This is a genomic window from Microbulbifer sp. ABM4_008 (assembly GCF_056311705.1).
In genome coordinates this window covers 2891130-2916227 of sequence record NZ_CM149970.1, presented here as the reverse complement: position 1 = coordinate 2916227, position 25098 = coordinate 2891130, and the positions used below count along the sequence as shown (strand labels likewise).

Genomic DNA, 25098 nt, shown 5'->3' with positions numbered 1-25098 from the left:
TACTCGTCAAGTTTTTAAGCCATACTTTCATCCCAATAGGTGTTATTTTTCACCATCGTATTCAGGATGGTAATCTGCTTTCTCATGCAGGCAATCAGAGCAACCTTTTTAGGTTTGCCAGCGTCGACTAATCGCTTATACATCGGCTTTAATTTGGGATGATGCTGAATGGCTGACATGATGGAGACAAACAAAACTGTTCGTACACGATGCCTTCCTCCTCGAATATATCTCTTTCCCTGGAAGCTGCCGCTATCACGGTTCATCGGAGCGATACCTACAAGTGCAGCGATTTCTTTACGGTTCAATTTTCCTAGTTCGGGAAGTTCACTCATCAGCGTATAAGCCAATACATTTCCGACCCCTTTGGCACTCAACAATAGGTCGCGCCTTTGCCGCCACTCAGACACACTGTTAACCAGTTTATCCAGTTGCTTGTCGATACCTTGTAACTCTTTCTTGATGGTGTTTAGAATGGTCTGGATAGGTTTGTGTACTGATTTCGGCATCCTCTGAAGCCGATTCTTTTGCATTGTACTCATCTCTAAACACTGACTTCTTACAGCCAGTAAGTCACTGATCTCCCTAAGCTTTACTGGCTTTAGCTCCGATAGTCTTGGCTTCATGGCCTCACCAAAATGTGCAATATCCATTGCATCTAGCTTGTCAGTTTTGGCGAGGCGCCCTGCGGATTTAGCGAAGCTTCTTATCTGTGAAGGGTTGCAAACAACAACAGGTAATCCTGCTCTGTCAGCGGCGCAAACAAACTCTAATTCGAGTCTTCCTGTAGACTCTATTAATACTCTTTGAGGTTTAAGAGGTTGTAATTGTTTAATGGCATCCTTAATGCCATTTTTATCATTGGCAACACTAAAGAATTGGCCAGTAGGTCTCACATAAATATCGAGTTGTTTACTGCTGGTATCGATACCGACATTGATCTCTTGAGGTTCCATAAGATAAGCTATCTCCGCCTTGCTATTCGGGCTCGAGGCCCACATGACTATCCGAGTTATGCCTAGTGAGTGCTTATCACGTTCATACTTGTTATCGGTCTTTTACGAACCAGTCAAGCAGCGAACTGTGATAAACAAGGCCTTCGGTGGCCGCCGAAGGTGGGTCTCAATTTACCCGTTAACGAAAAGGATTTTCAACATCAGAATCAGACAAGAGCAATCATACAAGTACAAGCAGGTTACTGCGGGCCTTTGGCCCTTCGCGGGACAGCCTACGCTACGCTACGCTCCGGCCACCCCTGTTGTAGTCGTTAGCCTTACAAGGAGGAATGATGGATAAAAAGGAAACACTCCTAATTGAATTTGAAAGGATAGAGATGAATGCAGCAACTTGTAAGTTTGCGCATTTTAAATCATCCAGCTCCAAACAAAATCTGACGCTAATTCTTGGAGTTCCGGTTGTTATAATAAATGTATTTATTGGCTCAACCTTGATTAAGTCTTTAGGCGATTATTCGGGCACAATAATCTCTGTGTTATCACTTCTGGCAGCAACTCTTGCAGGAGTTCAAACATACTTAAGCTACCAGAAAAAATCTATGCTACATATTGAAGTCGGTAATTTGTACTCTGACATTGAGAGAGAGTCCAGGATATCGAAAGGAAAAATAAAAGCAGATGTAATGAGCATAGAAGAAGGTTGGGCATCAGTTTCCGCGTTAGAATCAAAATATAGCGAAGCAAATAAAAAGGCACAGGAATGCCCAATATCTGACTCAGCTTTGAGTGGCGCTAGAAATAAGTTTCACTCGCTAAAAAAGGCTAACAAGTCAAACCAAAGGGCGAAACAAGGCTGCGCCTCTGCTAAAGGAAGTTGAAATCTCTCCTTTTCGAGTAGATGCTTGCCTTTTGAATAGGGTAGAAGAGTGCGCCTAAAATAGTAAGTGAAAAACGCGTTATTGGGTACGCATCAGAGCTCAAAGTTGGAGTTGTAGCTCCAGCTGAAGATCTTCAAGTCGATATGGTTACTATTGCCAAATTAATGAGAGTGTATCCAGTGGTGATATTTACGAGACGACAAATAACTTAAGTTATCGATACTGCCCAAATCCTAAACATGGATAGGCAAATAAGGTTTGGCTTTCAGTTGGTAAATATTTAATCAGATGACTTGCTGAATGTTAGCTAACAGTTCTTGCAAAAGCTCTCAGTGCAGTTAGGTGGATTTATTTATAGCTTGTGTTGCAAATAGAATCATAGAAATATAGATGGAAACTGACAAGGGCGCTCAGTGCTTTATCTCTGCCGCCCTTGCCACTAGCAATAACTCATGCAATTAAGTTGTACTCTAATTTTTAACTGCATACCACAATGAACTCGATGTATTGTTGGAGTTGTTAATTTTGTTAGTCCTCAGGGGGTGGCGGTGGTGGTGGAGGGGGCGGCGGTGGTTCGCTAGGGCTGTGCGGTGCGAGGGCAATTAGTAGAGTAACAACGCAGATTGCCTTCATTGTGAGGCCGCCAAGCAAACAAAAAATTAAAGCAAGAGAGTCGTCGTGAAGGTAGGTTAAGACGGGAAACAGCTGTGGTCTTTCCGGTGGTCGACCGTCCTGAATAGCCTCAACTAGGCGCTTTCCTTCTTCGCTAATTTCTATTCTGCTTAAAAGTGCTTGTCGAAGAGTTAAGAGCCATTTCTCCGTAGTGCCATACTTTTTTAAACCTTCTTTAAGCGCTGTCGCCAATGTTTCATCGACCTCTGTATTGGCGCGTATCTGTATTAAAAGTGAATCCGCATCAAGCCTTAGAATTTCTGAAAGACTATCCTTGAGTTGATCAAGAGATTCAAGTGCAACCTGAGACGCTTCAATCATGCATTCAAGTGATTGAAGCATATACAACGACCAGACATTTAATGCCCCGGAGGAAGTTAGCAACTCATCGTAGTATTTTGAATCTACCGCAAGACCATCTTCAATCCTTGTTGCTGCAAGGATTTTGGTGCGAAATGATCGATAAGACTTAAAGTCCCTGGCTGTCGTATCTGTTGCAGCAATCTTTGTTGCTACCGAAAGTTCCATTATATCTTCCATTGTCCATTTCCATTGTCCAATACGATTTAATAATGCGGTGTGGACAGTAAATATTTTATGTGAGCCAATCAAGCCGTTGTAAGGTTTTGTAATTTTCGATGTTGACGGCTAGAAGAACTATTACGTATTTGTTGTTTGGTGCGTAATATCAATAAATAGTAATAGGTTTGATTTGTGCGTGTTGTCTATTTCTATTGTGAGTAAATTGAGGGTTTTTAAGTTGGATTTAATATATGGTTGGCTTAGGTTGTGATTCTGCGGTTATAGGTTTTATTCGTGGTTTATAGCAGGTTGGCTTTTAGGGCGGAGTGAGGTGGGGTGGTGAGTAATCTTATTATGTGCCGAGATTATCTTAATCACTGCAGAGGCTGTTTTAGAGGCTCTTGTAAATTAATCTATCTAAGAAGTTTCCTGCAGAACTTTGCATTCTGTGTGTCATGATTTTCAATTTGGTTGAACAGTTATTGAATGCTGATGCAGGTTTGAAATAGACGAATGGGTAGTTAGTTTGACAGATGGGTTCACGTGCTATGCGGGGCACATTCTATCAATCGGTAGTATGACTTTCTTGGGTAGGGAGAATTTGGCCTTGTAAACATACAGAGCCCAAAAGGCTCTGTATTGTTTGGGTTGGTATGGGGCAGATATCTGCTGTTATCAGGCGTATTACAGTTTGTAGTTAGTTAGAATTTTACACGCTGGCCGCTTAACTTCTTCAAGGTGTTACAAGGCTAAAATTACGATCAAATTTATCAAATAACCGCCCGAATTTTATTAGGGCCAAAGGATTTCCGCTTACCTTGAGTCGACCATCTTTGATTAGAGTAGGGGCGCCTACTAACCCGCTAAACATCATACGTAAGTCGGTACTGTTCAGAGCGAGGCTGGCAGAGGGCTCGCTACTGTGTCGGCCGGGGTAGCCGTGCAGTACCCCATTTTGCACTACGACTAAGTACTTTTCTCCAGTGTCAGTCATATCGATATTTAAGCGGATATCTGCATCTGCCGCTTTCTCACCGTTAAGGCGCACCGCCATCGCGTCGAAAAGCAGCTGGAGAGGGACTCGCGCTACTATTTCTTCATCGGGCAGTATTTCTTCACGGTATTCGATACCATGACGCAATTCCTTGGCTCCGGAGAGATAAAAGTTGCGCCAGATACCAGATTCTGACTGATAGCCGAGTTGCTCTAGGCTGTCAGCCAATAGGTAACGGGCTTGCTCGTTCTCAGGTTCAGCGAAAACCAAGTGCTTTAGCACCATGGCTACCCAGCGATAATTGCCCTGGGCAAAATCCTGTCGGGCCCGAGCCATAATGGCTTCTCCCCCCCCATGTAGTCGATGTAGTGCTCTGCAGCTTCTTCCTGAGGAATAGGGTGGAGGTTTGCTGGGTTGCCATCAAAATAACCCAAATAGCGATTGTAAACTGCCTTGGCTCCAACATTGACAGTTCCGTAATATCCTCGATTGGCCCAAGCCTGAGAAAGGTTCTCGGGGAGCTCAAGGCGCTCTGCAACTTCGACCATATCGTAACCGTGGTTAGCTAGGCGCAGTGTTTGGTCGTGGATATATTTATAAAGATCCCTCTGCTTAGCCAGGTAATCCATAGCTTCATCTTTGCCCCAGGTGGGCCAGTGGTGGCTGCTGAAAACCACCTCGGTCTTATCGCCAAATTTCTCCATGGCGTACTCAATATAGCGACTCCAGGCCTTGGCATCGCGGGTTTTCGCACCACGCAGAGTGTAAATATTATGCAGTGTATGGTTGGCGATCTCACTCATGCAGAGTGCGTTAAATTGAGGGAAGAAAAACACAATCTCTGCGGGTGCTTCGGCCCCGGGTGTGTTAATGAAGACGATGTCCACTCCATCAACTGTCATCTCTGCACCGGTTTCAGTAATCTCTATTGTTGGTGTAGCTATTCCGTGCTCACCATCTGATACCCGGTTGCCTAAGCCGGATGAGACAAAACCCTCCGGACTGGAGGGCAGCAAATTTCCAAATTGGTATAACGCACGGCGCTGCATCACATTCCCGGTGCGCACATTCTCGCTAATCGCCTCCTCAGCAAAACCCTCTGGTGCAATAATGTCGATAGAACCGCTCGCGAGCTGTTCTTTAGTCAGAACTCCAGTTATACCGGCGAAATGGTCTGCGTGGCTATGGGTAAAAATAACGGCACTTACCGGTTGCTCTCCTAGTGCCTTGTTGGCCAGTGCAAGTGCTGCGGCTGCAGTCTCCGCAGAAGTGAGAGGGTCGATAACAATCCAGCCGTTTTCACCCTGCACCAGAGTCATATTGGCCAGATCCAGCGAGCGCACCTGATAGATACCATCTACCACTTTGAACAGGCCGTTATTCAGGACGTTGAGCTGGGCCTGACGCCAAAGGCTGGGGTTGACGGTATCAGGAGGGGTGCCTTGTAAAAATTGCATCTGGGATAGGCCATAGACTTCCCGACCTTCGGTATTTTTCACTTGGGCGCCGGGAATAGATTCAATAAAGCCTCGTTTAGCCAGCAGAAAATCAGTTTCATCGCCGAAGGGGAGTTGTTTTGCCAGGGATCTATTGTGGGAAATAGTTGCCTTGGAGGCGGGTTTGATCTCGGTATTTAAATTTTCTGTGTGAGTTTTTGGTTCACTACCACAGGCAATCAAAAAGAAGGACAGCAACCACATCAGTATCAGCGAGCGCATTGAGACTCCCCAAAATCGGTGTACATGAAACTTCATTTTTATACTGGGACAGGGTTTTTATTGCCCAGAGTGGCCTTAGCTTCTCCCACCTGCGGTGGCGCGTCAAGACAAGAACTATCCCTTTGGCGGCGTAAAAGTCTTTCTACAAGGGAAACAGTTTGATGTTACCCACTGGTTAACCAGTTTTGTCATTGGGCTTTGTATTTTCTACCAATACAGTCACGATTGTCGGCACTGTGATGAGTGAAGAGTTTGTGGTTCTTGAATCGAAGACGCTGGATTGTCGTAGCTGATAGTTTAATCTGATCTGTTTTTATATGCCCTTAGGGATTTTATATTTAGCAGGTTTAGGAAGGTTTCTATGGTAGTGAATGGTCGTAAAGGTAAATTTATTATTAGCTTTTTTCTGTTGGTACTAGTACCAAGCTGGCCATTCAAAATAGGGTGTCTTATTTATCAAATTCTATTTTAAAAATAAGACACCATCTATTGGGGTTTGAGCAGGTCGCCGATCAAAAATTCTTTAACTTCTATTAATCTTAACTCGAGAAGTAATTAAACAGCAGGTGATATATTTGCGCTCTTCCTGGCGAGCGTTGCGCTTAAGAATGCACAAAATGCCAGAGCTACGATATGAGGTACGTAAAGTGTGTATTCACTGGTGTGGAAAAAATACAGAGTGGCTTCGCAGGCGATAATGGCAATTGCTGCAGTTGCCCATGGGTGCAGTTTTATCAGCCTAGATGCTAAGAAAATGAGTGTGAAAACAATTAGTCCATATCCTATTAAATGGACAACAAAAATTTCCCAAAGAACAGCTCCCCCATCTGAAAGGAGTACTCTGAAAGCTTCGGGTATAGTGATGGCTGCAGAATATCCTGTAATTAATGGGCCTAAGTATCCGGCGACTAAGCCTATTGTTATTCCAGCTATTATGTTTTTCATTGAATCCATTTCATTTTTAGGGCCGACCAACTATACCTTATGTGGAGCTGTAAAAGAAAATACTTGGTTGTTGCCGCAAAAGACTGCGCTTGAAATTGAACTAATTGCCATGATTCATCCGATTAATTTACAGGGGCTGAAAATTTACGGGGAAGGGAAGTTTGGAGTTGGTACTTTGTGGGTGGTTAGCGAAATGTTTCTCCACAAAAAAGCGGGCCAAAAGCCCGCTCTCTCATTGTTTTATCGAAGCTTATTGCCCCAATGTAAACAGTGCAGTGTTACCGCCAGTGGCAACAGTGTTAATAGTTTTGGTTTTTTCACTGGCGAAACGGAATAGGTAGTGCGGGCCACCGGCTTTGGGGCCGGTGCCGGATAGGCCGTGGCCGCCGAAGGGGTTAACACCTACTACTGCACCAACCATATCGCGGTTTACATAGCAGTTGCCGACGTTGATACGCTTGAATACCGCGTGGGCGCGGCCTTCGATGCGGGAGTGTAGTCCGAAGGTAAGGCCGTAGCCGGTGGCATTAATGCGGCGGATTACGTCTTCCAGCTCGTCTGCCTTGAAGCGAACTACATGTAGGAAAGGTCCGAAAGTCTCGCGCTTGAGTACGGAGAAGTCTTCGATCTCTACTACCTGCGGGCCGAAGAAGGTGCCTTTGCTGGGCTTCTTCGCTTCCTCAAATGCAAATAGCGGCTTGGCTTCTCTCGCCATGCGCTCGCGGTGGGATTCCAGCATGCCGAGGGCTTTTTCGTCGATAACCGGACCGATATCGGTATCCAGTTTACCGGGATCGCCGAGGGTCAGTTCTTCACACGCGCCTTTCAGCATATTCAGCAGGTTATCGGCGATGACATCCTGTACACACAGGATACGCAGAGCGGAACAGCGCTGACCGGCACTGAGGAAGGCAGACTGGATCACATCGTCTACCACCTGCTCGGGCAGGGCGGTGGAGTCTACGACCATGACATTCTGGCCGCCGGTTTCGGCGATCAGCGGTACAATCGGGCCTTCTTTCGCTGCCAGCTGCTGGTTGATCAGGCGTGCGGTTTCGGTGGAGCCGGTGAAGGCTACACCGCCCAGGCGGGGATCTTCGATCAGCAGTTTGCCCACTGCGGCACCGGTACCTGTAATCAAGTGCAGTACTTTTGGCGGCACACCGGCATCGAGCATCAAGCGCACGGCGTGTGCAGCGATGATGGGGGTTTGCTCTGCGGGCTTGGCCAGTACGGCATTACCGGCAGCGAGTGCGGCAACTACCTGGCCGGTAAAGATTGCCAGGGGGAAGTTCCAAGGGCTGATGCACACGAAGGTGCCGCGGCCACTCAAATACAGCTGATTTTGTTCACCGGTAGGGCCGGGCAGTTCGGTGGGTTCACTGAAATGCTGGCGTGCGCCGTTGGCGTAGTAGCGGCAGAAGTCGATAGCTTCGCGCACTTCACTAATGCCATCATTTAGGGTGCGGCCCGCTTCAATGCAAATAATTGCAGCCAGTTCATTGGCTTTATCTTCGTAGAGATCAGCAATTCTGTCGAGAATATCCGCGCGGTGTTTTCCGCCCTGGCGATCCCAGTCGATCTGCGCCTCAGTGGCGGAGGCATAGGCCTGCTCAATCAGGTGCTTATCAGTATTCGCGGTGTGTCCAATTTTTTCGCCGGTTGCCGGGTTGTAAACCGGTTCTTCCGCTTCGCCCATGGTGCCGTTGACGATAGGGCCACCGAGGAAGTGCTTTTCGCGTTGCTGTTCAAGCTCTTTCAGCAGGGGATCAACGGAGAGTGGATCAGTCAGTTCGATGCCGTGTGAGTTTTTCCGTGGCAGGGCTTCTGCGCCCATATAAATATTCTCCGGAACAGGAATTTGCGGGTGACGGTAGGGGTTGCAGGCTTCGCTTTGTTCCAGGGTATCCTGGACCAGGGCTTCAACCGGCGTTGCCTCGTCCATAAAGCGGTTAACAAAGGAGCTATTAGCCCCGTTTTCCAGCAGGCGACGAACCAGGTAGGGCAGTAAGTCACGATGTGCCCCCACGGGTGCGTAGACGCGCACGGGCACACGCTTGCCGTGTACCGCTTCAATTTGTGCGTACAGCAAGTGGCCCATGCCGTGCAGGCGCTGGAATTCAAAGTCGGTGCGGCCATTGGCTAACTCAAGAATCAGCCCGACGGTGTAGGCGTTGTGGGTGGCAAATTGCGAATAGATTGCATCGCCAGCTTCCAACAGTTTTTTCGCACAGACCTGATATGACAGATCGGTGTGGCATTTGCGCGTGTACACCGGGTAGTCCGGCAGGCCCATCTGCTGGGAGTGTTTGATTTCACTATCCCAGTAAGCGCCTTTAACCAGGCGCACCATCAGTTTGCGGCCGGTATCGCGGCCCAGGGCAATCAGCCAGTCGGCGACATGGGGGGCGCGCTTTTGGTAGGCCTGCAGTACAAAGCCCAATCCTTGCCAGTCTTTAATTTCGGGGTCGCGGGCGAGGGCCTCGAAGATATCCAGCGAGATATCCAGGCGGTCTGCCTCTTCTGCATCGATATTCAGGCCCATATCGTATTGGGCTGCGGCGACACAAAGACGCTTCACCTGGGGCAGCAATTCGTCCATTACGCGATCCCGCTGCAGCACACTGTAGCGGGGGTGCAGGGCGGAAAGCTTGATGGAAATACCGTTGGCCTCAACCACATCCCGCTGGGTGTTGTCTTTGCCGATCTCTTCGATAGCCATCATATAGGCATCGAAGTAGCGGTGGGCATCGGCCATGGTGCGGGCGCCTTCGCCCAGCATGTCGAAGGAAAAGCGGGTGCCCGGGAGGTTTTCTTTGGGGCCGCGTTTCAGGGCTTCCTTGATGGTGCGGCCGAGCACGTACTGGCCACCCATAATTTTCATGGCCTGCATCATGGAGGTGCGCACCATGGGCTCGCCGATACGGCTAACCAGGCGTTTCATCCAGTGGGAGGGACGCTCGGTGATATCTGGGTCCAGCTCCACCACGCTGCCGGTGAGCATCAGGCCCCAGGTTGAGGCGTTCACAAACAGGGAGTCGGACTGGCCACGATGGCTGGACCAGTTGCCGGAATGCACTTTCTCGGCGATTAGTTTGTCGGCAGTATCGGCGTCTGGTACCCGGAGCAGGGACTCTGCCAGACACATCAATGCAACCCCTTCCTTATTGGAAAGGCCGAATTGCTGAAGGAAAGCGTCCAGCGTTCCGCGCTTGCTGCGCTGCTGTCGCGAATGATGAACCAGTGCGCGCGAGGTGTTCAGAATTTTCTTGCGCATCTCGTCGCTGGGGCGTGGCGCAGCCAGCAGCTCGCTCACGCAGAGGTTTTCGTCGGCGTGCAAATACTCGCGTGCCCGGTCTCGGGCATTCTGGAGGTCTCCGGCGAAGTTTGTCGACATATCGTCTCCCAAGCTCTATATCTAGGGTCAGAATAAAAAACCGGATTATGTGCGAAAATCGTTAGAATTAATCGCCATAATGTCGCGAGTTGTGGTTAAATATCACGCCTAATTGCGTGATTACCAGTAGGGTATTTTGTAATGTCTCGACAGTTGGAAGATCTTGATCGTATTGATCGCCAAATACTGCGAATTCTGCAACGTCACGGCCGCTTGCCGAATGTGGAATTGGCGCGCCGGGTTAACCTTAGTCCCACCCCTTGCCTGGAGCGAGTCAAGCGGCTCGAAAGGGAAGGATTTATTCGCGACTATGTAGCGCTACTCGACCCGCTCAAAGTTCATGCGGGCCTGGTGGTCTATATCCAGGTGACCCTGAACAATACGGCAACTGAAGCATTGGAAGCCTTTAATGAGCATGTGGCTGGACTGGAGGAGGTCCAGGAGTGCCATATGGTTGCCGGTGGTTTTGACTACCTGGTGAAAATTCGTATTAAGGATATGCTGGGTTATCGTCGCTTCCTCGGTGAAAAGCTGGCATCCGTACCGGGAGTACGGGAAACCCACACCTATGTGGTGATGGAGGAAGTGAAGACTGATACCGCTGTAGCGGTACCGGACCCAGAACCCAGTGTGAAAGGTTCGCGGCGCTAATTGAGCGCAGTCAAATATCCTGTGCGGAGTGAAAGAACTGTAGCGATTTTGCTGGTTGGCTTTTTTATGAACCTGGGTAGGAATCTGAATTCTCTCCTCAGGCCTCAATCATAGGGATTGATTGCTGATTTCATGGATGAACAGATGGAATTGGCAACCATTGTCGGCGCGGTTTTTATTATGCTCGGCATAGCGATGCGGTACCAAGGTGGGTGCCGTGTGATTTGTCCGTAATAACTATAAGTAGGTACTGTATGGATTTTTCACTGAGCGAAGAACAGCAGATGATTCAGGATGCGGCAAAGCAATTTGCTGACAGTGAACTGAAGCCCATTGCTGCCGAACTCGACAAGACCGGTAATCGAGAGCTCTTGTTGGAAAAGCTCAAGCAATTGGCAGAGCTGGGCTTTATGGGAATCAATATTGATCCCAATTACGGCGGTACTGGTGCTGGCACTGTCGCATTCTCCCTGGCGATCGCCGAGCTGGCGCGGGGCTGTGCCTCTGTTGCAACGACCACGTCCGTAACCAATATGGTGGCAGAGGTTATTCAGGCGGTAGGTTCGGAAGAGCAGCGCCAAAAATACCTCCCCAAAATCTGTAGTGGAGAATACCCTGCGGGTTCTTTCTGTCTCACCGAGCCCGGTTCCGGTTCGGATGCGGCCTCTATGCGCACCCGCGCGGAAAAGCAGGGTGATGAATACGTTCTCAATGGCAGTAAGCTCTTTATTAGTAGCGCCGAATTTGCCGGTATTTTTGTTGTTTGGGCGGTGACAGATTCTTCCGCGCCTAAAGGCAAAGGTATTTCCTGCTTCCTGGTTGAAGCTGGCACACCTGGCCTGGTGATTGGCAAGGCCGAAGAAAAAATGGGACAGAAAGCCTCTGTTACCAATGAGGTTTCTTTCGACAATTGCCGTATTCCTGCCTCCCATCTTTTAGGTGAAGAAAATCGCGGCTTTCGCATTGCTGCAGGTGAGCTCGCTGGAGGCCGAATCGGTATTGGCTCCCTGGCGCTGGGTATCGGCTTTGAAGCTTTGGATTGTGCCCGGGCCTATCTGCATGAGCGGGAGCAGTTTGGTAAAAAACTGGCGGAGTTCCAGGGGCTGCAATGGCAGCTTGCCGATAAATATACTGAGATGGAAGGTGCGCGACTCCTATTGCTGCAAGCCGCTTGGCAGAAAGATGCCGGAATGCCGTTTGGCCCTGCCGCTTCAATGGGCAAGCTGTTCGCTAGTGAGAAGGCTAACGAGGCATGTTATCTAGCTCTGCAAATGCACGGTGGTGTGGGCTATACCCGTGAATATCCACTCGAACGTATGAGTCGGGATGTGAGAATCACTACAATCTACGAAGGTACCAGTGAGATCCAGCGCCTGATTATTGCCAGGCATTTACTGGATGTCAGATAATATTTAATGACAAAAAAGCCGGCGCTCTTCGCCGGCTTTTTTGTTCCTTTCCCCCTAAATTTGTCAGATATTCTCCTGATTCCGGCATAAATACCCGCCCGCTTAATAGTTTCCTACCTATCCTCTACAAGGGGCTCTGCCGCTTCACTTTGTGAATTATGGAAAGGAAACAACTGATGAACGTTAACAAGCTGCCGCTGTTTTCGCTATTTTTAGTATTCCTTGCCTGTTCGCTAACGACCGTAAGTGTCATAGCGCAAGAACCCAATCCCGCCAGTGTCGTCACAATGAAATCAAACCAGGCTGTACTGAAAGAGCTCCCCTTTGCAAATCGGAAGGACTTTGAGGATGTAAAGCGGGGGTTTATTGCTCCTCTACCAAATAATGGTGTGATTAAAAACAGCAAAGGCGATACGGTATGGAACTTGGAGCAATTTCAATTTGCTCGCGATAAAGAGGCTCCTGACAGTGCCAACCCCAGTCTGTGGCGGCAACTGCAATTAATTTCGGAGGGCGGTCTCTATGAGGTGATACCGCGAATCTACCAGGTTCGCAGTGCGGACCTCTCCAATATAACTTTTATTGAGGGCGATACCGGGGTCATTGTTATGGACCCGCTGATTTCTGCCGAGACGGCTGAAGCAGCGTTGAACCTCTATCGGCAGCATCGCGGAAACAAGCCTGTCGTTGCTGTGATCTACACCCACAGTCACGTTGACCACTATGGGGGGGTTCGCGGTGTTATCGATGAAGAAGATGTAAAATCAGGCAAGGTTAAGGTAATAGCCCCGCAAGATTTCCTGATTGAAGCTGTTAGTGAAAATGTCTTTGCAGGAAATCATATGGCGCGTCGTGCCAGTTTTATGTACGGGAACCTGATCCCTAAAGATCCCAAAGGTACCTTAGGGTCTGGCCTCGGTCTTGAAACCTCCACTGGCACCATCACACTGATAGAACCGACAGACTCCATTGTTGAGACCGGGCAAACTTTGGAACTGGATGGACTTATCTTTGAGTTTCTCTTGGCGCCGGGCTCTGAAGCGCCGGCAGAAATGCACTTCTATATTCCTCAACTCAAAGCCGTAACCGCTGCTGAGAATGCAACCCACACCTTACATAACCTTTACACCTTGCGGGGAGCAAAGGTCCGAAATGCTCGTGACTGGTCTCGCTACCTCAATGAAACCGTGCAGCGCTGGGGTGGAAAAGCCGAAGTTCTGTTTGCACCCCATCATTGGCCAACCTGGGGACCAGAGAATGTGGTGAATCATCTGAAAAAGCAGCGCGACCTATACAAGTACCTCAACGATCAAACCCTACGATTAGCCAATCACGGGTACAACATGGTTCAAACGGCTGAGCTGATGGAGTTGCCTCCAGAGCTCTCACAATATTGGGCCAATCGCGGCTATTACGGCAGTGTAAATCACGATACCCGTGCGGTATGGAACTACTACCTGGGGTTTTTCGATGGCAATCCCGCTCGCCTGTATCCAATGCCACCGACGGCCGCGGGAATAAAGTACGTCGAGTATATGGGCGGGGCCGCCAATATTATCAAGCAAGCAAAGAAAGACTATGAGGCAGGAGAGTACCGCTGGGTTGCGGAGGTGCTCGATAAATTGGTTTCCGCAGAGCCTAATAATCGTGCAGCAAGAGACCTATTGGCAGATGCGTTAGAGCAATTGGGTTATCAGCAGGAGAATGGCACCTGGAGAAATTTTTTCTTAAGTGGTGCCAGGGAGTTGCGGGATGGTATCCAGAGATACCCTGTCCCTCTGACTGCGAGCCCGGACACTATTCGCAGTATGCCGGCTGGTTTGATTTTTGATTATCTGGGAATTCGACTCAACGGCCCAAAGGCAACTGGCAAAAAGCTCTCTATCAATATCAATATGCCGGACGTAAAAGAAAAGTATGCGCTTGTGCTTGAGAATGCGGTGTTGAACTATGGCCCCCCAGTTGAGAATCCAGGAAGCAGTGTGCAGATAAACCGCTCAGATCTCAATGATATCATCTTGGGTAGTGCATCTATCCAGGAGAAGATGGAGGATGGGAAAATCAAAATTGAGGGCGATGCGGGAGAGTTGAAGATATTACTTTCTTTAATGGACCGGTTTGATTTCTGGTGGAACCTGGTTACGCCTGAACCGATGGATAAGATGGTGCCAAAGGATTTCTAAGATCGGGTTGACTCAGAAGTAAGCGGATTGCGAAAAAGTATTGATCCATAGGAATAGGGTGAAGTGAATGGCAAATAAGGGAAGTACTCTATCTGAGATGTTGAAAGGGATAGGTACTTTGGAGGATAGTGCCGATTTCACTATTTCTTGGTTTCAGAGGTTACATATATATTTGGCAATCATAGGTTTTGTTATCTATCGCCTCTTGATTACCCCATGGAAAGTGCGGAAGAAAAGGAAATTCTTTTCAGATCTGGATGCCCTGAAGAACTTGCCTCTTAGACTCCCACAGCCTGATGAAATAAATGAGGAGGGGGAGAGCAACTTCCTTAAACAGGGTGAATTGGATTTCTTCAAAAAAAATGGCTTTTTGGTCCCATTTTCTGTTGTTTCAGAGGGTGAGGCTGTCAAGCTGAAGGGGCTTGCCCTTGATGAATATGATAAAAGTTTCCATGGAATTAGTTTTCTCGGGGATAAGGTTCGTGATATCGGAATTAGGCATGGGGACTGGCCGATAGAAGATGCTGGAGCCTATCAGGCACTAAGTCCCCCTTCATTTCGAGAGCTTCTAAGAAAGCCTAAAATATCGCACCGTTTAGCTAGTCTACTTGGCAACGAAGTTATTTGTTGGCGAAGTCAATTTTTCCATAAGATGCCGGGAACTGGCCCCACTGTCTGGCATCAAAATGCAACTTTCCGTGAGACAGGTAAATATGCCAAGCTTCAACCAGCGTTAGATGCAGACCCAGCGATAGTTCAGCTGAATGCGTGGGTGGCTCTAACTGATGCTGCTCGTGAAAATGGTTGCTTACTTTTACTTCCTGGATCGTTTTCGGGTGCGAGAATTAGTTACCTATATGAATATATGCAAACCAATAGATTCTTCTATCTGTCGCAGCTTCCGCTTTCACTTCCTCATTTATACTTTATGGCAAAAATCGGCTTCTATGGCTCTATATTTGCAAAGAGTGCCTTGGTGTTTTTCACAGCTGTGGAGATTTTAGGGGAGGATTTTTTTGAAAATTTCGAGGTTCTTGATGTTGAAATGAAGGCGGGAGAATGTCTTATTTTTTCTGCCTTAAATATGCATGCATCTTACCCGAACATAACAAAAATTGACTGCCGGTTCTCCTTTCTTGGGAGGTGTACCACAACTCATGTAAAGGTTTCCCCTTCTGGTAAAGATAGATTTCCTAGTGCTGAAGGTATGGTTGAGTTTGAGTTGCCAGAGGTTAGTTCATTTCAGATATATGGTGGTGATTCGTATGGGTACAACAAAGTAATGCGAAACTAGTGGGGGGTAGTCATTACTTGAATGAGGTTAAGTTTTATGGAGACTGGAAAAAGTACTTTTTCGGAGATGCTGAAGGGATTTGGTTCTATGGGGGATGCTGCAGATTTTGCGATCTCCAAAGTGCAAGCCTTTCAAGTTCTAATAATGATCACTGTTGTTTTGCTTTATAAGCTATTAATCCTCCCATGGCGTGGTTCGAAAAAGAAGCAGATGTTTGATGAGCTGGATAAGCTTAGAAATATGACGGTGACTATTCCGAGAAAAAATGTCTCAAGGGATGATGGTAAGGATGATTTCCTAACAGAAGAGCAAATTTGTTACTTTGAAAAAAATGGTTATTTGCCACCATTTCAGTTGGTTTCTGAAGATCAGGCAGCAAGTTTACGTAAAGAGGCTGAAGACGCATTTGCTGAAGACTTTCAAGGGGTAAGCTATGTTGGCAGTAAAGTAAGAGAGATAGAAAAGCGGCATGGACAATGGGTAATTGAAAGTGCTGGACTTTACCAGGCTCTTAGAATGAAGTCTTTTAGGGAGCTGTTGAGGAATCCAAAATTATCGCACAAGCTTGCCAGTCTATTGGGTGATGAGGTGATGTGTTGGCGATCACAGTTTTTCGATAAATTTCCTGGTGCTAGCGGCACTATATGGCACCAAAATGCGACTTTTAGGGAGACTGGTAAATATGCGAAACTGCAGCCTACAAAAGATACTGATCCCGCAGTGATACAGCTTACTGCTTGGGTCGCTCTATCAGAATCTACTATTGAAAATGGCTGTTTGAGATTTTTGCCGGGGTCGTTTAGTGATGCAAGAATGGATTTTCTATACAGCTTTATACAAGATAATAAGTTATTTTATATTTCTTTGCTTCCTTTTTCATTCCGATATTTTTTTGATGTTTTTAAGGTGGTTTTGTTTGGTCGGATTTTCACTAAGAGTATATTTGTCTTTCTTACGGCAGCGAAGCTCTTAGGAGAGGATTTCTTTGATAAGTTCAAAGTTAAAGATATGGAGATGAAGCCGGGTGAGTGCATTGTGTTTTCATCTCTAAATATGCATGCATCATATCCAAATACATGTAGTAGTAATTCTCGGTTTTCCTTTGTGGGAAGATGTACGGCAAATCATGTACGGGTCGCACCGGGAGGTAAGGATGTATACTCAACAGCGGAGGGAATGGTGGAGTATGAACTTCCAGAGGTAGGTAGCTTTCAAGTTTATGGTAAGGATTCTTTTGGCTACAACAAGATATTGAAAGATTAACCTTTATGTACCTTTAAAAGAGAGCGTCTTACTTGGTCTCTTGTAGTTTGCTCTTTATATTGTGTTGTAGAGTTATATGCGGTCTGCAGTTGGAAATCCTCACTTGTTACTTTGCTGTATAAGTTTTCTGGCTGAAATACTTTGAAAAACCAGCCTCTTCTTCAGGTGTAGTTGATGTGTTTGACCTATCTATGATAGGAGAGAGGCTGAATTCAGGTGGCGGAGTTTTTGACTATATTTGTGTGTTAGTTTGGTTTTTTATTTGCTTTTCTATCCTATCATTAGGTTAGTGTTGGATACTGCCCTATTTAATATCTTTTTATCTTTTTATCTTTTTATCTTTCGATGCCTGGAGTTTGTACGCCTTATTTAGGGTCCTGTCGGTGTTGAATGTCTCATTTTTAAGCTTCCTTATTGTGTTCATATTTTTTTAAGTTACGCACAGAATTAAATTTCGTTTCCGCTAAAATTTCGCCCACTTTTGCATTTCATGACTGTCCGGAACTTATATTTTGGACAGTACCTAACACCAAAATAAAAAACACGGCACTTAAGGCGATTATGGAAAAGTTATTCGGGCAGAAATTATTGGTAATTGCACTAACCGCGGCACTTGCAGCTTGTGGTGGAGGGGGAGGTTCGTCGGATTCTGACTCCGATTCACCACCTGTGAGCGATGGCGGAGATGATAATAGTGGGGGTAATCAAGATGGAGGAAGTGGAACAGGTGATAGCGGGTCAGATGATAGCGGGGATGACTCCTCATTGCCTGATAATGACCCATCGACTGTAACCGTTGGAGATGTGTCAACAGCTGAACTCGGGTTTGCAACAATTACCGCTACAGATATCACTTTGCCTAACGCAATGGTAAATGCTCAGGAAGTTTACCAGCTGGCCCACTATATTGGCCGTACGGACAGTGAGCAGGATGAGGAAAATATTGATATTCCTATCCGTAGCTATACGGCCTCTTGTGCAACGGATGCTGACCAGCCAAAAATGTATGTATCCACAACTTTGTCAGAGGGGAATAAAGCCTCTGATACAACCTTTGGGTCAGTTTACGAGCTTCAATATAACCCTGATACCATGAGCTTCGAGCAGACAGGTAACGCCACCATTCTGAATCAATGTTATGAGTCACATGGTATTACGGCCAGTTCGGATTGCTCCAGGGTAGCTGTTTTATGCAATACCGAATATAAGGCCAGTGAGCGATATGATATCGAGAAAGATCTGGTAGAAGAGTACGGTACAACCTGGATGAAGATTGAAGATAATCTTGACAGTGTTGCAGGTACCGATAATGAAGAGAAGTATAATGACCAGATCTGGCTAATGGAGTGGGATAACAAGCCTATAACAGAAACTCCAGATGCCTATGTTGTCAATAAAATGCATGGTGGCACTCATTTGGGGACTCAGGAGCTATTGTACGTAGAGGATGATAGCCAAGGGCGCACAAGTTATGCATTTTCCGTGACTGCTCGTGTTCTTGTTAGCGGTTCGCATTATTCGGCAGGGCTGACGGTAATCAATCGGGATGACTGGTCAATGTCCTTCTCTGGAGATGATCACCGGGGTTGGTACTGGGCGTGTGGCCATGGCCACGTTCTGAATATTCGAGCCTTTTATAATCCGGGGAATGAGATGTACGGTGCTCTGTGTACCAGTGATGGAAATAAATATTATCCGTCACCGGGCCTGAATGCGATCGCCATTAAAATGGAGGACAGTGGATCTTCTGTTTATGAAGGCACCTATAATCATTTAGTACCATCTACAAGTGCGATGATATCCAACGGTGGTGGCCATACGGTTGTCCCGGTTGATGCCGATACAAATCTCTCAGTTATTGTCTCTCCAAAGTACATTGAAGATTCGAACATGGATATGTTCTTACAGGATGAGCTGGGCATCGATACAAGTGGTGATGGCCCCTTCGATGAGGAATGTGCTGATAACGGCATTCGCAATTGCTTCTTCTCATATATCGACAGTGGTGAATATCCCGTAATTTCGAGGCAGGGTCTCTACTCTGGAGATGCCTTGGATACTACTTCCCTGACACGTGTAGGTATTGCAAAAGTTGATGGGGAAGGCAGTATTGAAGGTAATGGCATTGAATGGCTGGCAACGGATTCTGACTGCCAAATTAGTGATCCCCAGTTGGTTGATCTGAAAAATGGCCGTTACTTATTTGGGTACGCGCAGTTCCAGTGTATCTCCGATAACCTCCCGTACAATCGCAGTAACAATAAGAGTGGTGATGCCATGCGTATGTTGGTGCCAAAAGCTTACTATGTAATGGAGATTGATGCAGACTTAAATGTACTTGAGGGGCCGGTAAAGCTGACTGACTACGGTTGGGGTGGTTTGGATGAGCCTATGTACTTGGGTAATGGTAAAGTTGCCTGGAGCTATATTAAGAATCCTACCCTGGATAATTATATAGGTGGCCAACAAAATGTTTGGCAGGCAATAGTTTATCATTCTGACAGCGTAAATTAATTGCGCTGATTTGGGGTAAGCTTAGGCTTGCCCCAAATTGAATTATACCTCTGCATCTGTGGTATTTATCTCCCTCTCTTTAAGTTGTTTTCGTAACTCAGATATACGTGCCATTACATTAGGATGCATCATTTTTTATTGTGCTCCTGTGTAATCCATTTCCTAATTTCCCCTCAGTATAATCGCGCGGCTTTCCCGTTCCGAAAACCACTTTTCGTTAACAGTGGTGACAGAAGTTCCGACTCCCTGAGTTGCGAAGACTGAAATTGGAAAGGGCAGAGTACTTTTAGTGGACTTTATTTTGCTTTGAGCTAGCAGCGAAGGAATGTTGCATGGCTGGTTCGTAATCAATAAAGAGTGAGTTATGCAGCTATTTGTTGAGAATACATATGGAATTGTTTACCTGGCTCGAAGAGGGAGCGGTTTTAGCTCCGGATCTTCACTGCCAGCTAGTGCTGAGCAAACCCTGGAAATGTTCAGTGTTTCAGCTCTTCAAGAAATTTACGATTACTTCCTGGGTATGGGAGGGAGTTGTTCAGATCCTCTTCAACCAGGCAAGCAGCCTGATAGATGGGGTGATTTATCAGCCTCATTCCATTTAGATGCTCCTTCAAGCTACTCCTGGGTTGAGAGAGCTATTTATAAGGAGTTAGTTCAAAACCGCTTGGTAATCGAAGAGGCTCCATTTGCTGATGCGGTGCTAGCTGACAAGCAGTCCCAATTGATTCCTAAAATCGATACAGGCCTTCAGTATATTGTTGACCTAGGGCGAGTTAATTCAAGGTTATCGAACAATGAATCTGCTGATCAGAGTGACTTTACCGGAGGGCTAGCAATATGGCGTAAAGATTTATCTGAAGTAGAGACTTTGGTGAGTTCTATTCGCCCTTTGATGGCGCAGGGGTGCACCGCTAAGAACTATCTGCTGTATGAAAAGAGCATTGAAAGGCAAGATGAAAAATCTATACCGACTTCTAGCAGATCCCTAGTAGATGCGCTTGGTTTCGATGCCAATAAAGTTACCCGGCAGCACTTAGAGTTAGCCTTTGAAGTAGCTGAAACTTTATACTAGGATGTGAGAATACGTGAAACAAGTTTACGTTTCTTCCGCGATTACTTAAAAGCTCTATACCCATCGAAAGTTGCCCTACCAGATAATGGCCTTTTTGAGATTATCTTAACATTCGCCATGGTAGCATCCATGAGCGATTCCAACGCTGTCGAGATTTCCAAAGATAATGCGGGCTTACTGAGGTCTCTTCAGCGCGTTAGTAACCTAATGCTGGAATTTGCCAAAATCAAAAAGCGCCGCAATGTATTTTTCCATAAACGCGCAGGAAATGCTGAGGGTAATAAGGCGAGCTTCTCTGATCTGACTTCTTCTGAAGTTGCAGTACCACCTTCCTCCGGTGGGCAACCATCAAGTGCAGGAGCGTCGCAAAGCGGTAAAGGAACCGCCAATGATAATTCTGAAGCGGGTTCTGACAGCAGTCAGGGTTTGCAGAGCTCTCAGAATACAATCTCTGACCAGCCTGATAAAGCTGGGACCATAACCGGCACAACCCACACTGGGAAGAAAGTTCCTAATAATAGTTGTGCTATTGAAGGTGGTGATCCCATTAATTTAAAAACCGGGGAAGAGCGTTTGACCTTAGTCGATGCGCTATTAGACGGACCGCTCCCCCTTGTTTTTGAGCGTACTTATCGCAGTAGTAATCCCAGAGATTTCGGTTTGGGTCATGGTTGGACTCACACCTTGGGAGAGAGGTTAATAACGGCACCTGATAAAAGTGTTCAGTTTATGGGCGCAGAGGGTCGGGTAATTAGTTTTCCCTTTCCGGGGGATAGTGACCGCAGCCACAATGTTGTTGAGCATTTAACACTTACTCGTGTCGCCGGCGATCATTGGATTATTACCCCTTACGGGGCTCCCAATGGCGTGCAAAAACACTTTAAGGCAACCGGTGTAACAGGAGGACTTAAGCTTGCGGAAATACGTGATGGCTATGCTAACTTCTACCTGTTCCACTATATCGATGAGCGTTTAATATGCATTGAGAGCAGCCTCGGTGAAGCCTTGCATATCAGCCCTCCGCAAGGGCAGTCGAACAGCCTGCGTATCGGTGAGCTTAAGAAGGAAACTCGCGATGGCCACATTAAAGTACTCGCAAGCTATGAGTACAGCGATGTTGGAGATTTGGTTAAAGCCACCGACGCCGATGGTTACAGTGAACAGTACCAATACCATCACCATGTAATTAAGCAGCGCATCATAAAAACTGGCTACCGTTTCCATTTTGAGTGGGATGCCGAAGGCCCTTCTGCCCGCTGTGTGAGACAGTGGGGTGACCCAATCGATGGTCAGGCGACTTACAATTACCAGTTTGACTGGGACGATGATGGTAAGGGCGTTACTGTTACTGATACCCGTGGCGGCAAAGAGCGCTACCGCTTTAACGACCGGGCCTTGCCGATCTATCACCGCGATCCCGAAGGTGCAGAGACTCTCTACAGCTACAACAACCTGGGGCAGGTTACTCGGGTACAACTGCCCAGCGACGATGGCAGCCTTCGCGAGGAAATTTACCGGTACGATGACCAGGGCCGCCTGATACAGAAGAGCGATGCCGCCGGCAATAACCATCGTATCGAATACAATGCTGAAGGCCTGCCCGCAAAAGTTACCGACCCCGCTGGTAATAACTGGCAAAGGGAGTACAACGAAAATGGCCAGATCGTGGCCAGTAAAGATCCCCTCGGTAACAAGACCCAATACGGCTATAACCCCGTTGGTTTGATCGGCAGTGTTACCGATCCTCTCGGCAATACCACGCGTTATCTGTGGAACCCTGAAGGCAAGCTCGCCGCAGTAAAAGACCCTATGGGCCGTGCCCAGCACTACCGGTACGACAGTGCTCGCCGACTGGAAGAAGTGCAACACGCCCCCGGCCAGCTGACCCGCTATGAATACGACGCTCAGGATCGTATCCATGCGGTGACCACTCCAGACGGTGCCCGCACACAGTACAGCTACAACCCCCATGGATTACTTACCGAAGTTATTGACTCTGAAGGCCGCAGCACTTGCTATGCCTACGATGGCCTCAGTCAGGTAAAGACCCGTACCAACCCGGATGGCAGCCGCCTGGAATATCACTATGACGGCGAGCGTAACCTTATCGGGCTCACCAATGAAAACGGCGAGCGCTACCAGCTAAAATATGACTTCAATGAACGCCTGATTGAAGAAGTAGGCTTCGACGGTCGCGTTACCCGCTATGCCTACAACCGTGCCGGCCACTTGGTAAGCTCCAGAGCCGTGACCGATACGGACAGTGGTAAAGGTATCGATACTATCTTCGAGCGCGACCCCTTTGGCCGCTTGTTGGAAGAGGTTACCCCGGACGGCAATACCAATTTCCGCTACAACCGCAGCGGGCAATTGATAGAGGCGGATAATGCCCACAGCAAATTGCGTTGGGAATACGATGCCAATGGCCGAGTTACCGGCGACTGGCAGGGCAAAGAAAAGCTTAGCCACCGATACGATGCAGCAGGGAATCGTATTTCCACGACCTTGCCCGATGGAGAAGTACTTAAGTTTACTTTTAACCCTGCCGGACAATTCCAAAGCCTACACCGTCGCCCTTTAGGTAGTGATACTGATGAGTTAATCACCCGTGTCAGCCATGATGAACAGGGTAGGGAAAGCCTGCGTCAACACGGCAATGGACTGGAAAGCCAGAGAGACTACGATCCACAAGGCCGCCTACAAAAACTCAGACTGGGCAAAATAAGTAATGTAAATCAGAAACCAATGTCCGATCCCACTTCAGGCACAAACCCAGTCCTTGAGCGTAGCTACCAGTACAACAAAGCTGGTCAGATAGCCAAAGTTGAAGACAGTCTGCGCGGTAATCGCAGCTACCACTACGACGCCCTGGACCGCCTTACCCAGGTAGATGGCCCCAACCCAGAATATTTTGTACACGACCCTGCGCACAATATCCTTGCCGCTGCCAACTCAAAAGATGAAGCCAAACAGCAAGCCAGCGTTACCCAGGTAAAAGGTAATCGTCTCGCATTTCGCGGTGATACTCACTATCGCTACGATATTCATGGTAATCGGATTGCTAAACTGCGTGGTAAAGGACAAAAACTGCAGACGCGCTATCACTACAACAGTCGCCAGCAGCTGGTGCGTGTAGAGAAGCTAAAGGTGGAAGAGGGTGTGGAGCACCTTCAACAAGATATTCACTACCAGTACGACCCGCTGGGTCGCCGTATTAGTAAGGCTGCAAACAAAGAGAAAAATGATTTCCTTTGGGATGGCGATACCCTTCTAAAGGAAACTAATGCCGATAATCAAACCAAACAGAACCTCAGTGCCCGTACCTACTACTTCGAACCGGGCACCTTTAAACCGGTTGCTTTAAACGAAAGTAAGCTTGGCAAAGAAGGGGTCTACTACTATCACCTGGACCACCTTGGCACCCCAGATACTCTTACCAACCAAGCTGGTGAAGTGGTATGGAGTGTCGCCTACAAGAGCTATGGCAATATTGCCTTAGCCTATGAAAATCAGATAGAGCAGCCGATCCGTTTCCAGGGGCAGTATTTTGATGAAGAAACTGGGCTGCATTACAACCGGTTTAGGTACTATGATCCGCAGGTCGGGGAGTTTACTCAGCAGGATCTGATTGGATTATTGGGTGGCTACAACAGCTACCAGTATGTGCCCAACCCTAGTAATTGGGTAGATCCATTTGGATTAACAGCTAAGAAAGAGCATTCGAATAGGCAGGCAAGTGCTATTGCGGGACCGCAAATACAGAGAAGCCCCGTTTCCGAATACTGCGCCTTAATGAATCAAGGGGGACAAATTGCAAATTTTATACCACCAAAATCAGAAGAGTTAGGTGAAACAACGACAGTAAAAGAGTTATTATTAACTGGATACTTTCCAGGGCCTGAAGGTATAATTTTAGAAGATAGTGAAGTTGATTATGGTGACTTATATAAGTTGTCGACTCTAAATGGTAGAACTGTTGAGTTTGGTTTGGGTTACAAAATCGGTCCTGACGGAAAGAGAAAATTAATAATTAACAATGGTGGAATTTCTACCATTGGATTTGCTGTCGATGTATACCCTTTGGCCCATACACATCCAACGCCAAACCGGTTCCAGACTGCACCATCAAAAGCCGATCTGAATATTATGCAGCAGCGAGTATCTAAGCTAAGGGAAGAAGATCCGGGTGCTGCGATAGAACCTCATATTATTGTTTATTCAGAAGATGGGGCTACAACAGCATTTAGTCCGCTACCATTTGATTACTTTGAAAAGGAAAGTATTTAATGGATAATTTTTACGGGTTTTCAATTGATGAGATTGAAGAGAGGGTAATCGAACCTCACGGTGGTCTGGATTGCTTTGTTTTGGTTAGATTTCCTGGGTATAAAATCCCAAGATATATATTAGATGGTGGGTTGCAGATGGATTTGGTTGTTGAGGAGGATAATCTTAATGATGCAACTGTGGCATACTTGGAGTATAAAGGAGTGAAAGAAATTGATTGGAGGTGAGCGTAATATTGTTCGCCCCCTCTCTTGTTATTAAAAAATAAATAATATTACTGTTGGCACCTGCTTGATAGTTATTTTCTTTAGTTTTTTATAGGAAATAAATATACGTTTAACGG

At 47.0% G+C, this 25098-nt stretch carries 15 protein-coding genes and 1 pseudogene; 11 read left to right on the top strand and 5 right to left on the bottom strand.

Annotation, left to right across the window (positions count from 1 at the left end; all coding sequences use genetic code 11):
- Positions 1 to 14 precede the first annotated feature (14 nt).
- Entirely contained in the window at positions 15 to 956 is a 942-nt protein-coding gene (locus ACYX4J_RS12430; protein ID WP_445361041.1) for an IS110 family RNA-guided transposase, read from the bottom strand.
- Positions 957 to 1288: 332 nt separating this feature from the next.
- Here ACYX4J_RS12430 and ACYX4J_RS12425 point away from each other — a divergent pair, with 332 nt between their 5' ends.
- Positions 1289 to 1834: an SLATT domain-containing protein gene (locus ACYX4J_RS12425; RefSeq protein WP_475708243.1), complete on the top strand. Its 546-nt coding sequence runs from the start codon at positions 1289 to 1291 to the stop codon at positions 1832 to 1834.
- A 528-nt stretch (positions 1835 to 2362) separates the two neighbouring features.
- On the opposite strand, the gene ACYX4J_RS12420 is transcribed toward ACYX4J_RS12425, so the two are convergent.
- The 3 genes and pseudogenes from ACYX4J_RS12420 to ACYX4J_RS12410 all read right to left on the bottom strand — a co-directional run.
- On the bottom strand, positions 2363 to 3046 hold the full coding sequence (locus ACYX4J_RS12420) for a hypothetical protein (protein WP_476176728.1): 684 nt from the start codon (positions 3044 to 3046) through the stop codon (positions 2363 to 2365).
- Positions 3047 to 3761: 715 nt separating this feature from the next.
- Complete coding sequence (locus ACYX4J_RS12415) at positions 3762 to 4082, bottom strand: alkyl sulfatase C-terminal domain-containing protein (protein ID WP_476178661.1); 321 nt, start codon at positions 4080 to 4082, stop codon at positions 3762 to 3764.
- A gap of 135 nt (positions 4083 to 4217) precedes the next feature.
- Positions 4218 to 5341 (bottom strand): annotated as a pseudogene (locus ACYX4J_RS12410) (alkyl/aryl-sulfatase); the annotation flags it as partial.
- A 1096-nt stretch (positions 5342 to 6437) separates the two neighbouring features.
- On the opposite strand from ACYX4J_RS12410, the gene ACYX4J_RS12405 reads away from it, so the two are divergent.
- On the top strand, positions 6438 to 7022 hold the full coding sequence (locus ACYX4J_RS12405) for a hypothetical protein (RefSeq protein ID WP_476176727.1): 585 nt from the start codon (positions 6438 to 6440) through the stop codon (positions 7020 to 7022).
- Here ACYX4J_RS12405 and putA read toward each other — a convergent pair.
- Entirely contained in the window at positions 6936 to 10082 is a 3147-nt protein-coding gene (gene putA / locus ACYX4J_RS12400) for a bifunctional proline dehydrogenase/L-glutamate gamma-semialdehyde dehydrogenase PutA (RefSeq protein WP_476176726.1), read from the bottom strand. The genes ACYX4J_RS12405 and putA overlap by 87 nt on opposite strands.
- Positions 10083 to 10223: 141 nt before the next feature.
- Here putA and ACYX4J_RS12395 point away from each other — a divergent pair, with 141 nt between their 5' ends.
- The 9 genes from ACYX4J_RS12395 to ACYX4J_RS12355 all read left to right on the top strand — a co-directional run bounded on the left by ACYX4J_RS12395 (position 10224) and on the right by ACYX4J_RS12355 (position 24982).
- Entirely contained in the window at positions 10224 to 10733 is a 510-nt protein-coding gene (locus ACYX4J_RS12395; protein WP_108732847.1) for an Lrp/AsnC ligand binding domain-containing protein, read from the top strand.
- A gap of 254 nt (positions 10734 to 10987) precedes the next feature.
- The gene (locus ACYX4J_RS12390; RefSeq protein ID WP_413665396.1) at positions 10988 to 12142 is read left to right on the top strand and encodes an acyl-CoA dehydrogenase family protein; all 1155 of its coding nucleotides are present in this window, start codon (positions 10988 to 10990) and stop codon (positions 12140 to 12142) included.
- A 176-nt stretch (positions 12143 to 12318) separates the two neighbouring features.
- The gene (locus ACYX4J_RS12385) at positions 12319 to 14325 is read left to right on the top strand and encodes an alkyl/aryl-sulfatase (RefSeq protein WP_476176725.1); all 2007 of its coding nucleotides are present in this window, start codon (positions 12319 to 12321) and stop codon (positions 14323 to 14325) included.
- Between the two features lie 67 nt (positions 14326 to 14392).
- Entirely contained in the window at positions 14393 to 15619 is a 1227-nt protein-coding gene (locus ACYX4J_RS12380) for a phytanoyl-CoA dioxygenase family protein (RefSeq protein ID WP_476176724.1), read from the top strand.
- 36 nt (positions 15620 to 15655) lie between these two features.
- Positions 15656 to 16882 carry a phytanoyl-CoA dioxygenase family protein gene (locus ACYX4J_RS12375; RefSeq protein ID WP_476176723.1) on the top strand — a complete coding sequence of 409 codons (1227 nt, stop codon included), beginning with the start codon at positions 15656 to 15658 and terminating at the stop codon, positions 16880 to 16882.
- Between the two features lie 561 nt (positions 16883 to 17443).
- Entirely contained in the window at positions 17444 to 19396 is a 1953-nt protein-coding gene (locus ACYX4J_RS12370; RefSeq protein WP_476176722.1) for a hypothetical protein, read from the top strand.
- Positions 19397 to 19760: 364 nt separating this feature from the next.
- Positions 19761 to 20468, top strand: coding sequence for a hypothetical protein (locus ACYX4J_RS12365; protein WP_476176721.1), 708 nt, complete (start codon positions 19761 to 19763; stop codon positions 20466 to 20468).
- A gap of 129 nt (positions 20469 to 20597) precedes the next feature.
- Positions 20598 to 24755: an RHS repeat-associated core domain-containing protein gene (locus tag ACYX4J_RS12360; protein WP_476176720.1), complete on the top strand. Its 4158-nt coding sequence runs from the start codon at positions 20598 to 20600 to the stop codon at positions 24753 to 24755.
- Positions 24755 to 24982 carry a hypothetical protein gene (locus tag ACYX4J_RS12355; protein WP_445364588.1) on the top strand — a complete coding sequence of 76 codons (228 nt, stop codon included), beginning with the start codon at positions 24755 to 24757 and terminating at the stop codon, positions 24980 to 24982. Before ACYX4J_RS12360 ends, ACYX4J_RS12355 begins: the two co-directional genes overlap by 1 nt.
- Positions 24983 to 25098 lie beyond the last annotated feature (116 nt).

What these genes read in the sequence shown, in the direction of transcription:
- ACYX4J_RS12425 (WP_475708243.1), top strand. Translation starts at nt 1,289, where the DNA reads ATGGATAAAAAGGAAACACTCCTAATTGAATTTGAAAGGATAGAGATG.
- ACYX4J_RS12365 (WP_476176721.1), top strand. Translation starts at nt 19,761, where the DNA reads ATGCAGCTATTTGTTGAGAATACATATGGAATTGTTTACCTGGCTCGA.
- ACYX4J_RS12385 (WP_476176725.1), top strand. Translation starts at nt 12,319, where the DNA reads ATGAACGTTAACAAGCTGCCGCTGTTTTCGCTATTTTTAGTATTCCTT.
- ACYX4J_RS12415 (WP_476178661.1), bottom strand. Translation starts at nt 4,082, where the DNA reads ATGGCGGTGCGCCTTAACGGTGAGAAAGCGGCAGATGCAGATATCCGC.
- ACYX4J_RS12395 (WP_108732847.1), top strand. Translation starts at nt 10,224, where the DNA reads ATGTCTCGACAGTTGGAAGATCTTGATCGTATTGATCGCCAAATACTG.
- ACYX4J_RS12420 (WP_476176728.1), bottom strand. Translation starts at nt 3,046, where the DNA reads ATGGAAGATATAATGGAACTTTCGGTAGCAACAAAGATTGCTGCAACA.
- ACYX4J_RS12405 (WP_476176727.1), top strand. Translation starts at nt 6,438, where the DNA reads ATGGCAATTGCTGCAGTTGCCCATGGGTGCAGTTTTATCAGCCTAGAT.
- ACYX4J_RS12380 (WP_476176724.1), top strand. Translation starts at nt 14,393, where the DNA reads ATGGCAAATAAGGGAAGTACTCTATCTGAGATGTTGAAAGGGATAGGT.
- ACYX4J_RS12360 (WP_476176720.1), top strand. Translation starts at nt 20,598, where the DNA reads ATGAGCGATTCCAACGCTGTCGAGATTTCCAAAGATAATGCGGGCTTA.
- ACYX4J_RS12430 (WP_445361041.1), bottom strand. Translation starts at nt 956, where the DNA reads ATGGAACCTCAAGAGATCAATGTCGGTATCGATACCAGCAGTAAACAA.
- ACYX4J_RS12370 (WP_476176722.1), top strand. Translation starts at nt 17,444, where the DNA reads ATGGAAAAGTTATTCGGGCAGAAATTATTGGTAATTGCACTAACCGCG.
- putA (WP_476176726.1), bottom strand. Translation starts at nt 10,082, where the DNA reads ATGTCGACAAACTTCGCCGGAGACCTCCAGAATGCCCGAGACCGGGCA.
- ACYX4J_RS12390 (WP_413665396.1), top strand. Translation starts at nt 10,988, where the DNA reads ATGGATTTTTCACTGAGCGAAGAACAGCAGATGATTCAGGATGCGGCA.
- ACYX4J_RS12375 (WP_476176723.1), top strand. Translation starts at nt 15,656, where the DNA reads ATGGAGACTGGAAAAAGTACTTTTTCGGAGATGCTGAAGGGATTTGGT.
- ACYX4J_RS12355 (WP_445364588.1), top strand. Translation starts at nt 24,755, where the DNA reads ATGGATAATTTTTACGGGTTTTCAATTGATGAGATTGAAGAGAGGGTA.